Annotated in this window: 12 protein-coding genes and 1 pseudogene; 11 read left to right on the top strand and 2 right to left on the bottom strand. The window is 68.4% G+C overall.

Features of this window, described 5'->3' with window-relative positions:
• Positions 1-238 precede the first annotated feature (238 nt).
• The 11 genes and pseudogenes from PKE72_RS03985 to PKE72_RS03935 all read left to right on the top strand — a co-directional run bounded on the left by PKE72_RS03985 (position 239) and on the right by PKE72_RS03935 (position 11,632).
• Positions 239-1,264, top strand: a complete 1,026-nt coding sequence (locus tag PKE72_RS03985; RefSeq protein WP_271164095.1) for an SAM-dependent methyltransferase — start codon at positions 239-241, stop codon at positions 1,262-1,264.
• 10 nt (positions 1,265-1,274) lie between these two features.
• Positions 1,275-1,688, top strand: coding sequence for a DUF2177 family protein (locus tag PKE72_RS03980; RefSeq protein WP_271164094.1), 414 nt, complete (start codon positions 1,275-1,277; stop codon positions 1,686-1,688).
• Between the two features lie 100 nt (positions 1,689-1,788).
• Positions 1,789-2,673: an SGNH/GDSL hydrolase family protein gene (locus tag PKE72_RS03975; protein WP_271164093.1), complete on the top strand. Its 885-nt coding sequence runs from the start codon at positions 1,789-1,791 to the stop codon at positions 2,671-2,673.
• A gap of 2 nt (positions 2,674-2,675) precedes the next feature.
• Positions 2,676-3,923 carry a GDSL-type esterase/lipase family protein gene (locus PKE72_RS03970; RefSeq protein WP_271164092.1) on the top strand — a complete coding sequence of 416 codons (1,248 nt, stop codon included), beginning with the start codon at positions 2,676-2,678 and terminating at the stop codon, positions 3,921-3,923.
• A complete protein-coding gene (locus PKE72_RS03965; protein WP_271164091.1) occupies positions 3,923-5,326 on the top strand; it encodes an MBOAT family O-acyltransferase in 1,404 nt (467 codons plus the stop codon). Before PKE72_RS03970 ends, PKE72_RS03965 begins: the two co-directional genes overlap by 1 nt.
• Positions 5,327-5,341: 15 nt before the next feature.
• The gene (locus PKE72_RS03960; protein WP_271164090.1) at positions 5,342-5,800 is read left to right on the top strand and encodes a hypothetical protein; all 459 of its coding nucleotides are present in this window, start codon (positions 5,342-5,344) and stop codon (positions 5,798-5,800) included.
• A 71-nt stretch (positions 5,801-5,871) separates the two neighbouring features.
• A pseudogene (locus PKE72_RS17500) lies at positions 5,872-6,666 on the top strand (oligosaccharide flippase family protein); the annotation flags it as partial.
• Positions 6,667-7,123: 457 nt separating this feature from the next.
• Positions 7,124-8,272 carry a UDP-galactopyranose mutase gene (gene glf, locus PKE72_RS03950; protein ID WP_271164088.1) on the top strand — a complete coding sequence of 383 codons (1,149 nt, stop codon included), beginning with the start codon at positions 7,124-7,126 and terminating at the stop codon, positions 8,270-8,272.
• Positions 8,269-9,189 carry a glycosyltransferase family 2 protein gene (locus PKE72_RS03945; protein WP_271164087.1) on the top strand — a complete coding sequence of 307 codons (921 nt, stop codon included), beginning with the start codon at positions 8,269-8,271 and terminating at the stop codon, positions 9,187-9,189. Before glf ends, PKE72_RS03945 begins: the two co-directional genes overlap by 4 nt.
• The gene (locus PKE72_RS03940) at positions 9,177-10,418 is read left to right on the top strand and encodes an O-antigen ligase family protein (protein ID WP_271164086.1); all 1,242 of its coding nucleotides are present in this window, start codon (positions 9,177-9,179) and stop codon (positions 10,416-10,418) included. The genes PKE72_RS03945 and PKE72_RS03940 overlap by 13 nt, the downstream gene beginning before the upstream one ends.
• Entirely contained in the window at positions 10,415-11,632 is a 1,218-nt protein-coding gene (locus PKE72_RS03935; RefSeq protein WP_271164085.1) for a glycosyltransferase, read from the top strand. The genes PKE72_RS03940 and PKE72_RS03935 overlap by 4 nt, the downstream gene beginning before the upstream one ends.
• On the opposite strand, the gene PKE72_RS03930 is transcribed toward PKE72_RS03935, so the two are convergent.
• Together PKE72_RS03930 and PKE72_RS03925 are read right to left on the bottom strand one after the other, a co-directional pair.
• Entirely contained in the window at positions 11,557-12,666 is a 1,110-nt protein-coding gene (locus tag PKE72_RS03930) for a glycosyltransferase family 4 protein (RefSeq protein ID WP_271164084.1), read from the bottom strand. The two genes, PKE72_RS03935 and PKE72_RS03930, sit on opposite strands and share 76 nt — an antisense overlap.
• On the bottom strand, positions 12,638-13,747 hold the full coding sequence (locus PKE72_RS03925) for a glycosyltransferase family 4 protein (RefSeq protein WP_271164083.1): 1,110 nt from the start codon (positions 13,745-13,747) through the stop codon (positions 12,638-12,640). Before PKE72_RS03925 ends, PKE72_RS03930 begins: the two co-directional genes overlap by 29 nt.
• Between the last annotated feature and the right edge of the window lie 8 nt (positions 13,748-13,755).

The raw sequence follows: 13,755 nt of genomic DNA, 5'->3' as shown, positions 1-13,755 counted from the left end.
GAGGAAGAGGCGCTGCATTTTACACGGAATCCACTCGATAATTTTTGAGTCTATTTTCGTGTATTTTCCGACGTGCGGAGCCGGGGACGGAAGTGTCGGAAATCTGCGTGTGGCCTGCCTTATAGAACCTCGTTCTCGTTGTCCCGGATGTGGGCGCTGCCGCCCGTCGTTCAAGGCCCGTGCATCCGTAAATGACGGTCGGGCGTATTGAGAGAACAAGCCTAGCCACGGACGCCCCATGAGCCTGACCAATGTCGCCATTCGCCAGCTGCAGGACGCGCCCTTTCCCGACTTCGTGACCCGCCCGGCGATCGACAGTCTGGTCACGGAGGCGCGCAAGCGGCTGGACCGCGACGGTCCCCACGATCAGGCGGCGTTCGCACGCGAGATGGCCGAACGGGTCATCGCCGAACATGCGGATGCGGCGAACCGGCAGCATTACGAACTGCCGCCCGAGTTCTTCCGCCTGTGTCTGGGCGAGCGGCTGAAATATTCGTGCTGCCTGTATCCAACCGGAACGGAGACGCTGGACCAGGCTGAGGTGGCCGCCTTGCTGGAGACCTGCGCCCACGCCGATCTGGCGGACGGCCAGACCATTCTGGAAATGGGCTGCGGCTGGGGCTCGCTGTCGCTGTGGATGGCCGAGACCTATCCCCGGGCGCGGATCACGGCCGTATCGAACAGTCATGGCCAGCGCAAACATATCGAAGGCCAGGCCAGGGCGCGGGGGCTGAGCAATCTGACGGTCGTGACCCAGGACATGAACCTGTTCGACACCGACCAGAGGTTTGACCGGATCGTCTCGGTCGAGATGTTCGAGCATATGGCCAACTGGCGCGCCCTGCTGACCAAGGCGAAGTCCTGGCTGAAGCCCGAGGGGCGGATGTTCATCCATGTCTTCACCCACCGCGACGCCCCCTATCGGTTCGACCACACCGACAGCGGCGACTTCATCGCCCAGCATTTCTTCACCGGCGGGATCATGCCTAGCCATGGGCTGATCCGGCAGTTTCCCGACCTGTTCGCGGTCGAGCAGGAATGGACCTGGAACGGCGGCCATTATGCCCGAACCGCCAATCACTGGCTGGCCAATATGGACCGCGAAGCGCCCCGGATCGCGGTGTTGATGCGCGAGACCTATGGCGACGACGCCAAGCTTTGGACCCGGCGCTGGCGGCGTTTCTACCTGGCGACCGCCGGTCTGTTCGGCAACGACGAGGGCCGCACCTGGGCGGTCAGCCACTATCGCCTGAAACCCGCCTGAGGAGTTTGTCGTGATCAAATATGTCTTCGCCTATCTGGGCGCCGGGATCACCTTCGCGGTGATCGACGCCGTCTGGCTGACCACCATGACCAACCGCTTCTACAAGCCCGTGCTGGGGCCGATCCTGGCGGACAAGCCGGACATGAGGGCGGCGGTTCTCTTCTATCTGATCTCCATCGCGGGGACCGTGTTCCTGGCCATCGCCCCGGCCCTGAAGGACGGAAGCTGGACGCGGGCGGCGATCAATGGGGCGGCGTTGGGCTTCGTCGCCTACGCCACCTACGACCTGACCAACCAGGCGACGCTGGAGATTTGGCAGACCAAGCTGACGGTCGTGGATCTGATCTGGGGCACGGTCCTGACCACAGTGTCGGCGACCGGCGGCTATTTCGCCGCGCGTTGGGCCGAGGGGCGTTTCGGCTGAGGTCGCTGTCGTCGGGCTGTCTTTCGCCTGACACGGGACCGGCATGGCGCAGGTCGGGGTCGTTAAGCTATAGCTAACCCTGTTTTCGACGGGGGCGGTCTTGCGCGCAGGCATCAACGGATTGACGGCGGCCCTGGTCGTCGGGGTCGTGATTGGCCTGATGCTGACGCCGGACGGGCGCGACTGGCTGCGGCATCCGACCCTGATGCTGGGTGGGTCGGCCAACGCTTCGGCCAGCCCGCCGACCGCTATGGCCCCGGTCGAAAGCCTGACGCCCGCGCCTGCCGCCAAGGCGACAGTGACGCCGCTGAAGACGCGGCTCGCGCGGGGCGAACTGAGGATCGGGGTGTTCGGGGATTCGATGGCGGACGGTCTGTGGGCCGCCCTGTACCGTGACCTGCATGGCGAGACGGGGGTCGCGGTGACCCAGTTCAGCGCGGTCTCCACCGGCCTGTCGCGCTATGACTATGTGGACATCCAGGCCAAGACAGCGCGGCAGTTGAGCGAGACGCCGGTCGATGCGGCGGTGGTGATGTTCGGGACCAATGACGCCCAAGGCATCAGCCTGGACGGGGTCATCCATGATTTCGGCACGCCCGGCTGGAAGGCGGCCTATGGGAAGCGGATCGACGATCTGGTCGGTCTGATGAGGTCCAGGGACGTGGTCGTCTATTGGGTCGGGCTGCCGAAGATGAAGCGGGCCGGGTTCGACGCCAAGATGGCGGTGATCAACTCCGTGGTGCGCGAACGGATGACGGCCCTGGGCGTGCCCCTGATCGAGACGACCGGCGTCACCGCCGATGCGGCGGGCGAGTACGCGGCCTATCTGCCGGGCGCCAACGGGCGGCCGCAGCTGATGCGGGCCAATGACGGGATTCACATGACCATGGCCGGCTATCGCCGCATCGGCGCGCCGGTGGCGGAACGGCTGAAGCGCGACGCGGGCCTGGATGCGGCGGCGGCTCAACCGCAGACGACCGGCTGACCATGAATCTGGGGGGCGCGGGGGCGGCGGTGCTGATGCTGGGGATGCAGAGCGGGACCGAGGTTCCGTATGTGCCCATGCCCGCTCCTGAGGCGGGGGCATCGGTCTGTCCTAAAGGGATCTGCGGCGTCGAGGCGCTGGAGGGGGTGTTCGAAGCCTTGGCGGCGACCGAGGCGGGGACGCGGGACCGGCCGGTTCACATCCTGCAAATCGGCGACAGCCATACGGCGGGGGATCGGATCACCGGCGCTTTGCGCGCCAGGATGCAGGCCCGGTTCGGGGCGGGCGGGCGCGGGGTGTTGCCGCCGGGCGTGCCCTATGCCGGCTATGCGCCGATGCAGGTCGAGATGACGGCGACCGATTGGCCGATGCGGACGGATGTGCTGGCCAGAGGAGTCATGCCGATAGGTGTCGGCCTGAGCGGCGGCGAAGCCGATGTCAGCGACGGCGCAACACTGACGATTACCGCCGAGCCGAACGGAGCGTTTGATCAGGTCCAAATCTGCGGCGAGGCATGGCAGGCGGACGGCGAACTGACCCTTACCGCTGGCGCCGAAACGCAGACGATGGGTTTCGCGGTCCGCGAAGACGAGGCGTCGCAACCTGAATGCCAGACGGCTACATTCGACAAGCCGCAGACGCAAATCGATATCCGACCGACGGGGCGTCTGAAGCTCTACGACGTGCGACTGACGCGACGGGCTGCGGGCGTACAGGTGTCGAACTTGGGCGTCGTGGGTGCGACGATGCAGGACCTCGCCTTGCGCGACAGCAGTATCGCCTGGCTAGAACTCGCGGCTTGGACGCCGGATTTGATCATCTTGGCCTTTGGAGTGAACGAGGGGTTCGCTCCGAACCTCGACCCCCGCGAATATGAACTCTGGCTCCGACAGGCCCTGATGGTGGTCCGATCCATGGATGCGCCTGTATTGATCCTCGGCGCGCCCGAGGGATTGAAGCCCGGAACCGTCGGACCGTGCGGCGGGCGATCAGCGCCGGAGGCTCTGGCGGTGGTGCGGGACGTGCAGCGGCGCATCGCGGCGGAGCTGGGCGTCGCCTACTGGGACTGGTACGGACGGATGGGGGGCGACTGTTCGGCGGAGCGGCTGGCGACCCTGTCCGAACCCTATATGCGGCCCGACCGGGTGCACTTCACCTCGATCGGAGCGGAGTGGATCGGCGGGGTGCTGAGCGACGATCTGATGGGGGCCTATGACCGCTGGACGGTGGCGCAGGGGGAGGCGGACTGATGCTGTTTCCGACCCTGGCCTTCGCGGTCTTCTTCCTGTTCGTCTATCTGGTCAGCTGGAGTCTGGATCGGGAGAACGGGCGGCGCAAACTGTTCCTGCTGCTGGCCAGCTGGTTCTTCTACGCCCAGTGGGACTGGCGGTTCGTCGGCCTGCTGATCGCCTCGGCCGTGTTGAACTGGGGCGTGGCCGCCCTGATCGTGCGCAGCGACCGGGCGGGTCGGCGCAAACTGTGGGTCGGCCTGGGGGTGGCGGCCAATCTGGTGATCCTGGGTTTCTTCAAGTATTACGGCTTCTTCGTCGAACAGGCCGTTGATCTGTTGGCGCAATTTGGATGGGAGCGTGACCTGCCGTTGTTGCAGGTGGTGCTGCCGGTGGGGATCAGCTTCTTCACCTTCCAGGGCATCAGCTATGTGGTCGACGTCTATCGCGGCAAGACGGCGCCGGCCGAGAGCCTGCTGGACGTCATGCTGCTGATGAGCTTCTTCCCCCATCTGGTAGCGGGCCCCATCGTGCGGGCGTCGGACCTGTTGCCCCAGTTCGCGCGCGTGCCCCGGCTGACGCGCGAGATGGCGACCCATGGGCTGCTGCTGATCGTCTGGGGCCTGTTCAAGAAGACGGTGATCGCGTCCGAGCTGGCGACGCGGCTGGTCGATCCGGTCTTCTTCGATCCGTCGGCCTATGGGGCGATCGACATTGCGGCGGCGGTCTATGCCTATGCGGTTCAGATTTACTGCGACTTTTCGGCCTATTCGGACATGGCCATCGGGATCGCGGCCCTGCTGGGCTATTCCTTCCCGCGCAACTTCGACCAGCCGTATCGGGCGGCCTCGATGCAGGCCTTCTGGCGGCGGTGGCATATCAGCCTGTCCAGCTGGCTGCGCGACTATCTGTATGTGCCGCTGGGCGGGGGACGGAAGGGGCTGTGGTCGTCGTGCCTCAATGTGATGATCACCATGCTGCTGGGCGGGCTGTGGCACGGGGCGGCCTGGACCTTCGTGGCCTGGGGCGCGCTGCACGGCGGCGCGCAGGTGGTCGAACGGCTGGGGCGGGCGGTGGTTAAGGATCGCAAGGTCATCCCGACCTGGCTGGGGGTGCTGATCACCTTCCATGTCGTCTGCCTGGGGTGGATTCTGTTCCGGGCCGAGACCTTTGACCTGGCCGTGCAGATGCTGGTCGGACTGGGGCGGTTCGAGGCGTTCAGCCTGGTGACGCCATTCGTGCTGGTGTTGATCGTCGGCGGCTTGGCCATGCATGGGCTGCCGCCGCGCGCAATTGAGGGCTTGGCCGAGCGGCTGAAGACGGCGCCGTCGCCGACGCTCGGGGTGTTGATCGGGGCGGCGATATTGCTGGTCGAGGCGATGCGGCCAGAGGGCGTGGCGCCCTTCATCTATTTCCAGTTCTGAGGCGTTGATCCGACGATGAGCGATCCCAAGGACCCGGTCGATCCCTTCCCGACACAGGCGCACCCGCCGGTGTCGCCGTTTCCGCCGCTGGACCCGCCCAGCGATTGGATCGGCGCCGCCGACGCCCATGACTTGCCGACGCGGGAGAACGCCCTGGTCGCTCTGGGCCGGTTCGCCTTTCCGCCTGCGCCGCCGTTGGACGAGGAGGGGGAGGCCTCGCGGGCGCGGCGGTGGACCAGCCAGACCCTGTTCATCGTCTGCGCCTTCCTGATGATCTTCAATGCGGGTTCGGTGCAGAATTGGGCGCTGCAGCAACCGCCGGGTTGGGGGCAGTCAACGGTTGATCGACTGGCGACGGTTTGGGTGGAGCAGCTGGATTTGCTGGGGACGAATCTGCCGGTGGAAGGCATGCGCCAGACCTGGCGCGAGTTTCAGGCGGTGCGTTTCGACGGGCGCAAGGACGAGGCGGCCTGAGCGCCACGCCTTGTCGTTCTGATTTCGACGTGTATTAGCTGCTCGCACAGGTTGCTGTCGCGGGGGCGATAATGGACGGGGGCGGGCGGCCATTGTTGTCGGCCAGGGGCGTGATCGACGCCGGGCTGGTCTATGGCGCCCATGGGCTGCGGTTCCTGGCGCCCCTGCTGCTCTATCCGGTGCTGACGCGACGGTTCGGGGTCGAGGGGTTCGGCGTCTATGTGGCGGCCGTGTCCCTGGCGACGATGGCGGCGGTTGTCGTCGACTATGGCGCGTCGCTGTCGGGGCCTCGCGATATCGCGGCGGCGCGACAGGCAGCGGGGTCGATCATTGGACGGATGCTGGCGCTGCGGGCGGCGCTGGTTCTGCCGGCGATCGGGCTGGGACTATGGCTAGGGTGGATCAATCCTGTTCTGGACGGCGACTGGGCGGTGGTCGGGGCGGGGATCGCCCTGGGCGTCGGGCAGGGGGCGAGCCTGGTCTGGGTGTTTCAAGGCCTGCGCGACCCGGCGCCGGCGGCCCTGGCCGAGGTCGGGGGGACGCTGGCGGCGGCGGTCGTGGTGATGTTGTCGCCGGGGCTGGGCGTGGCCGGAGCCCTGGCCGTGCAGGCGGCGGGTCTTTGGTTGGGCGTCGGCGTCGGGGCGGGGCTGATGCTGCGCCGAGTCCGGCTGGAATGGCCGAGGCGGGGGTTTGTCCGACGCGGGCTGGTCGAGGGCGGCGCCCTGTTCGCCAGTCGAGCGGCGGTGACGGCCTATACCGGGGGGGTGGGATTTGTCGTGGCGGCCCTGGCGGGTCCGGGACAGGCGGCGATCTATGCCGTGGCCGACAAGATCGTGGGGGCCGCGAGCTCATTGATGCGGCCGCTGGCGGGACTGGTGGGGCCGAGGATCGCGGGCCTGTTGGCCGAGGATGCGCCCACCGCATTCCGCACCGCGCGATGGAGTCTGATCGTGACGCCGGGGCTGTTTCTGGGCTTGGCGGCGGGGCTGTGGATCGCGGCGCCGGTGCTGGTGCGGTTGCTGGTCGGGGAAGGGTTCGAGGACGCGGTCGGGGCGTTGAGGACACTCGTCTTCATCCTGCCGCTGGTGGCGGCCAGCCAGGTGCTGGGGCTGCAACTGATGACAGCGCTGCGGATGGATGGGCGGTTCGCCTTGATGGTTGGGGTGGGCTGCGTCGCCACCCTGGGGCCGGCGGCGGTGCTGGCGCCGGCAGGGGGCGCGGAGGGCATGGCCGGGGCGCGGCTGATCGGGGAGGCGGTAGTGGTGCTGACCTGTCTGGTCTGCCTGCGGCCTCACTGGCGTTTCCTGTTCGCAAGGGGGCGTCATGTCCCGGCGGTATGACTGGCTGATCGTCGGGGCGGGCTTCACCGGGGCGACGGTGGCGGAACGGCTGGCGCGCGGACTGGACCAGAGGGTGCTGGTCATCGACCGGCGCGACCATGTCGGCGGCAACGCTCATGACCGGCGCGACGAGAGCGGGCGGACGGTCCATCCCTATGGGCCGCACATCTTCCACACCAACAGCCGGCGCATCTTCGACCATCTGGGCCAGTTCACCGAGTGGCGCCCCTATTTCCATCGGGTGCGGGGCCATGTGGACGGACAGCTGGTCCCGATCCCGTTCAACCTGGATTCGATGCGGATGCTGTTTCCGGCGGGGATGGCGGAACGGCTGTCGGAACGATTGATCGCCGCCTTCGGCTTCGGCGCGCGGCCGACCATCGCGGATCTGCGGCAGGCCGGAGAGGATGCGGACCTGAAGTTCCTGGGCGACTATGTTTTCGACAAGGTTTTCGCCGCGTACAGCCGCAAACAGTGGGGTATGGAGCCGGAGGCGCTGGACCCGTCCGTGACCGCCCGGGTGCCGGTGGCGGTCAGCCGCGACGACCGGTATTTCACCGATCGCTATCAGGCCATGCCGCGCGACGGCTATGCGGCCCTGTTCCAGCGGATGCTGGATCACCCGAACATCCATGTCTCGCTGAACACGGACATGGCAGAGGTCGCGCCGTCGCGGTTCGACCGAATGGTCTATTGCGGGGCGCTGGACGATTATTTCGGCCGGGTCGCCGGGGCCTTGCCGTATCGCAGCCTGAGGTTCGAGCGACAGGTCGTGGCGGCTGAGGCGGGGCTGCCGGTCGGGACGGTCAACTATCCGAACGAGTTCGACTTCACCCGTGTCACAGACTTTCGCCATCTGACGGGGGAGCGGGGCGAGACCACCTGTCTGCTGACCGAATATCCGATCCCGCATGAGCCGGGGCGGACCGAGCCCTTTTATCCGATCCCGACTGAAGCCTCGCAGGCGCTGGCCGATCTGTACCGCGCCATGGCGCGGACGCTGGAGGGGCGGGTCTGGTTCGCCGGGCGGCTGGCCGACTACCGCTACTACAATATGGATCAGGCGGTGGGGCGGGGACTGAGCCTGGTCGAGAAGGCCCTGGCGCCGGCGATCCTGAAGGCGGCGGCGTGAGCGGGGCTTCTTTCAGAGTCTGGGCGGTGGTGGTGACCTGGAACCGGCGGGAACTGCTGGAGCGGTGCCTGAATCATCTGTCCGCCCAGACGCGGCCCTGCGACCGGATCCTGGTGGTGGACAACGCCAGCGACGACGGGACGGCGGAATGGCTGGACCTGGCGTGGGCGGGGCGGATCGATCGGCTGAGGTTGTCGGTCAATACGGGCGGGGCGGGCGGCTTCAACGCCGGGATACGGTCGGCGATGGAGGTTGGAGCGGGGCGGCTGTGGCTGATGGATGACGACGTCCTGCCGGCGCCCGACGCCTTGGAGCGACTGTTGCAGGCCGAGGCCGAACTGGCGGCGGAGGGGGTGGAGCCGGCCTTTCTGTGTTCGACGGTGCGGACGCCCGATGGGCTGCTGACCAATACAGCCGAGATCGATCTACGGACCAACCCCCTGGGCTATGCGGCCTGGGGCGAGCGGCTGGAGCGGGGGATGGCTCCTGTGCGGCAGGCGACCTTCGTCTCCCTGCTGGTCACGCGGGCGGCGGTGCAGAGATATGGCCTGCCGCTGGCGCCCATGTTCATCTGGGGCGACGACACCGAATATACGCTGCGGCTGGCGGCGGAGCGGCCGGGGTTTCTGGTCGGGGCCAGTCGGGTCGAGCATGTCCGGGCGGCGCCGGGCGGGCTGAGCCTGGAGACCGAGACCGACCCAAGGCGCGAGCGGTTGCATCGGCTGCTGACGCGCAACGTCATTCTGGCCAAGCGCCGCCATGAAGGGGCGGGATCGGCCCTGCGCTATGCGGCGTCGCGGGGGCGGATCGCGCTGAGGTTGGCGGCGAAGGGCCAGTGGCGCAAGGCGGGGGTGCTGGTCGCCGGGGTTCTGGACGGGGTCCGGTTCGATCCGGAGGTCGAGTATTGCGCCTGCTGATCGTCCGCGCGGCGCAGTGGCGGGGCGTTCGCTTGTCGGACGTCAGGGCGGCCTATGAGGCGTGGGTGCTGGTGATGCTTGGCGCGGGGGTGACGCTGCCGGTGTTTCTGGTTCCCGGTTGGGTCAGTGCGCCGCGGCTGGGCGATCTGGCCCTGGCGGCCGCCCTGCCGCTGACGGTCCTTCAATGGCGGCGGATGGGGCGTCCGTCGCGGGCGGCGGGGCCGGTGGCGGGCCTTATGCTGCTGGCGACGATGCTGATCCAGGTTTCCGGCATCGGGCAGACGTTGAACGTCTCGGACGTCGCCTTCTGGTTTCGCTGGCTGGCGGCGATCCTGGTCGCGCCGGCGGTCGGGGTCATGATCGCCGAGGATCCGGCGCGGCGTCGACTGTTCTTCGCCGCCGTTCTGGCGGGGGCGGTCGGTCATCTGGCGACCTATGGGCTGTTGTCGTTGGTTGGAAGGGACGGGCTTCAGGCCGTGGGGCTGGCGTCGCCGCGCGCAGCCTATACCTCCGTCGTGGCCCAGGTTCGGATCACGACCGTCGCCGAGCATCCGAACGCCGCCATGGGGATGATCGGCCTGGCCGTTCCCGCCGCCTTCGCCGCCCTGAGCGGACGGTGGTCAAGGCGGACGGTGGCGCTGTCGGCGGCGGGCGTGGCGGTGGTGGGGTTCCTGTGCACCTTGTCGCGGGGCGGATTGATCGCGGCGGGGGCGGCCTGGCTGGCGCGGGCGGCGGTGGGACGTCGGTGGCGTGAGACCGGCAATCCGCTGGGCCTGTCGTTGGCCGTCTGTCTTTTGGCCGGCGGTCTGGTTGCGATCCAAGTGGCTCGGGTCGAGGTGGATGTCAGCCGGCTGGCCGCGCGTCTGGATCGGGAGCAGATCGACGAGAACCTGCGCGGGCGGATCGCAACCTGGACCCGCACCCTGGACTTCGTGGCGGATCGGCCGCTCGGCGTCGGGTGGTCCACTGCGGAGGAACTGGGGACGTTTCGGGCGCTGACGGTCAGCCACAACGGCTATCTGTTCATGGGGCGAACGGTAGGGGTTCTGGCGGCGGTCGCGGCGCTTGTTCTGCACCTGTGGTCGGCGGCGCGGCTGGACGCCTTTACGCCCCTGTCAGTCTATTTGCTGACGATGATGTTCAGCGAGGATCTGGCCCAGGGGGCCGGCTTCGTCTTTCTGATCTGTCTGGTCGCAGCCCTGGCCTGGCGCCGGCCGGTCGCGCCATGAGGGTGCTGCTGGTCAACAGCCTGTACCCGCCGCAGGATGTGGGCGGGGCGGAACGCAGCGTCGAACAGCTGGCGCGGGGACTGGTCGCGGCCGGCGTGACGGTGTCGGCGGCGACGCTGGTGGAGACCGGCGGAGGCGTCGAAATGCGCGACGGGGTGCGGGTCCATCGTCTGCCGTTGCGGCATGTCTACTGGCCCTATGGCGGGCGACGACGCACGGGCGTGATGCGCGCCCTGTGGCATGGACTGGAGGCGGCCAGTCCCTTGATGGATCCGGCCGTGTCGCGGGTGGCGCAAATGGAGCAGCCGGACCTGATCCACGCCCATGTGCTGACCGGGTTTGCGGGGGCGGTCCATCGGGCGGCGCGGCGGGCGGGGCTGCCTCTGGTGCAGAGTCTGAGGGACTATTCGACCCTGTGCAGTCGGGCGGCCCTGTTTCGGCGGGGGCGCGTTTGCGAGCAGCGCTGCGGGGACTGCGTGCTTTTGAGCGAACCCCGACGGCGGGCGACGGCGGGGGTGGATCATGTGGTGGGGATCAGCGGGGCGGTGCTGGAGCGGCATCGGGCGGCCGGCTGTTTTGGCGACACGCCTGCGACCGTTATCGGCAATGCTGCGGGCCAAGGGCGCGGCATCGACCAGCCGAGGGACGGGCCGCCGGCTTTCGGCTTCCTCGGGCGGATCGAGCCGGAGAAGGGGATCGAGGTTCTGCTGAAGGCGACGACGAGACTGGGCGGCGACTGGCGGCTCAGGGTCGCCGGGCGGGGGGAGGCGGACTATGTCGCGCGGCTGCGTCGGGGCTTTCCTGATCCGCGGATAGACTGGCTGGGGCAGGTGGAGGCGGAAGTGTTCTACGGCGGCGTCGATGTGGTCGTGGCGCCGGCGATCTGGGCCGAGCCGTTCGGGCGGGTGGCGGTCGAGGCCTTGATGCGGGGGCGGGGCGTGATCGCCTCGCGCATAGGCGGCCTGCCGGAAGCGGCGGCGGGCGGAGGCCGAGTGAAGCTGGTGGCGCCCGGTGAGGCGGGAGCGCTGGCGGGGGCCTTGCAGGCGGTGACTGAAGCGCCGGGCTTGTGGCGAAATCCGGGGCCGGCTTTCAATCCGATCTGGACTGAGGCGTCAGTGGTTCAGGCCCATCTCGCCGTCTATCGGGAGGTGTTGGCAAGGCGGTCTTCGGCCAGCAGGGCCTCGAGCCGGCGCGCCGATCCGGCCCAGGTATAGAAGGCCAAGCGGGCGCGGGCCTGGAGTAGGCGGCGCGGGGTCGATTCCGTGCGCGACAGCCTGGCCATGCAATCGGCCAGGGCGGCGTCGTCGTGCGGATCGAAATAGTCGGGGGCGTCGCCGCAGACCTCGCGCACGGCTGGAATGTTCGAGGCGATGACGGGGCAATCCTGGGCGAAGGCCTCCAACGGGGGGATGCCGAAGCCTTCATATAGGCTGGCGAAGATCAGGGCGCGGGCGCCGCGCAGCAGGGCTGCGACCTCGGCGTCGGTGCGTCGGCCGGCGAAGTGGATGCGGGGATCGGGGGGCGGAGCGGACCGGTCGAAGACGGCAGGAGCGTTCGCGCCGATCAGGACCAGCCGCAGGTCTGGGTCGGGCAGGCGGCGCAGGGCGCGGATCATGACGGCGATGTTCTTGTTCGGCGCCAGATTGCCCAGGGCGACGAAATAGGGGCGGCCCGACAGGCCGAGCATTGAGCGGACGCGATCGTCGGGCGCGGTGCGCGCCAGATGGTCTGCGCCGTTTGGGACGACTGTAATTGAGGATGCGGGCCTGTTCAGCACCGACGCCAGTTCGTCGCGGGAAAATTTCGAGACGGTCGTCAGCGCGGCGCGGGCCGCGAGGAGACGCCCCAGCCCCCGGTGAAAGGCGGCGTAGCCCCGGCGGAAATGGCCCGGGTGGCGGAAGACTGCGGCGTCGTGGATGACGACTCGCTGGCGCGGATGCAGGATCGGGCCCGCGCCGCCCAGGGACAGCAGCTGTCCATGGCGCGCGGCCCAGGCCAGGGCGGTCTGCTCCCAAAGGTGACCGCGCCCGCCCCTGACGGGACGAACGGGGATGGATTGCAGGTCCAGGTCCGAGGCGTCAGCGCCTTGGGGCGTCAGCAGCACATAGCGGGCGCCGGCGCCGGGCCTGCGGTCCAGGGCGCGGACTATCTCGCGCGCATAGCGCTGGACGCCGCTGAGCGACTGGGTCAGGAACCGGCCATTGATGAAGACGGACGGCTCAGCCACGAGCGGCCCAGCGGCGCGCATGGGCCATCCGGTAGACGGCGATTGTGTCGGCGGTCATGCGCGCGGCAGAGAAGCGTTCGACAAGGCCGGGCGCGACCGATGGCGGCGTCGGCTGCGAGAACGCCGTGACAAGGGCGTCGGCCCATTGTCGGGCCGTCGCCCAAAGGGGCAGGGGGGTGATGCGGGCGCCGGCCTGCGCCAAGGTCGAGACCCCGCCGACGGCAGTCGTCAAAATTGGCAGTCCCGCCGCCGCCGCCTCAACCATGGCGTAGGAGAAGCCTTCGTAGCGGCTGGTCATGGCGAATAGATCGAACCCGGCCATCAGCGGACGGGCGTCGAGGGCGCCCAACAGACGGACCGCTTCCCCTCCGGCGGCGCGAGCATCATCGGACAGCGGGCCTTCGCCGATCATGGCGCCGATGATGCGCGGATCGCGCGCGTGGGCCAGGCGGAGAGCCTGGGCGAAACGGACCGGATCCTTCTGGGGACAGAGCCGGCCGACGAACCCGACGACCCAGGCGTCTTCGGCCAGGCTCATGATCCGGCGGGCGGCGAGACGGTCGGCAGACTGGCAAGCCGTCAGACCATTGGGGATCGTGTGCAGACGTTCGATTGGAAAGCCCCGGCGGGCGGCATGAAGGGCCTCTTCGTCCGACACGGCGATGACAGCCTCGCTGGCCAACCGCGCCAGAAGGGTCTCGACCAGGCCGTAGGGCGTCGCGCCGACCTTCATCGGGTTCTGCGTGGCCAGGGCGTGGGGGGTGTAAATCCGGGCGGCGGACTGGGGCGCCGCCAGTCGCGCAAGGGCGCCGGCCTTGGCGCTGTGGCCATGGATGATGTCGAACGGTCCAAGGCGTGCGATCAAACGGCGCAGGCCGATCAGGGCGGGGATATCCCAGGGGCCGACGGCGCGGTGCAGCGGCAGGCGTTCGAGATGTTGCAAGGGGAGGGCGGCGGCCTCGGCTTCGAAGCGCGGCTCGGCCCGGGTGGGCGAATAGATCAGCGACACCCTGTGGCCGCCGTCGATCAGGCCTTGAGCCAGGTCGATGACATGACGCCCGGAGCCGCCGCCTGACGGCTCAATTACCAGCAGTATGCGCACCCCACGTC

This window comes from Brevundimonas intermedia, assembly GCF_027922165.1.
Lineage (GTDB): Bacteria > Pseudomonadota > Alphaproteobacteria > Caulobacterales > Caulobacteraceae > Brevundimonas > Brevundimonas intermedia.
The sequence above is the reverse complement of the archived record's forward strand: the minus strand, read 5'-3'. Positions and strand labels throughout refer to the sequence as shown.

Excerpts from the sequence above, each read along its gene's own strand:
- PKE72_RS03985 (WP_271164095.1), top strand. The coding sequence starts at position 239 with ATGAGCCTGACCAATGTCGCCATTCGCCAGCTGCAGGACGCGCCCTTT.
- PKE72_RS03970 (WP_271164092.1), top strand. The coding sequence starts at position 2,676 with ATGAATCTGGGGGGCGCGGGGGCGGCGGTGCTGATGCTGGGGATGCAG.
- PKE72_RS03965 (WP_271164091.1), top strand. The coding sequence starts at position 3,923 with ATGCTGTTTCCGACCCTGGCCTTCGCGGTCTTCTTCCTGTTCGTCTAT.
- PKE72_RS03960 (WP_271164090.1), top strand. The coding sequence starts at position 5,342 with ATGAGCGATCCCAAGGACCCGGTCGATCCCTTCCCGACACAGGCGCAC.
- glf (WP_271164088.1), top strand. The coding sequence starts at position 7,124 with ATGTCCCGGCGGTATGACTGGCTGATCGTCGGGGCGGGCTTCACCGGG.
- PKE72_RS03935 (WP_271164085.1), top strand. The coding sequence starts at position 10,415 with ATGAGGGTGCTGCTGGTCAACAGCCTGTACCCGCCGCAGGATGTGGGC.
- PKE72_RS03930 (WP_271164084.1), bottom strand. The coding sequence starts at position 12,666 with ATGCGCGCCGCTGGGCCGCTCGTGGCTGAGCCGTCCGTCTTCATCAAT.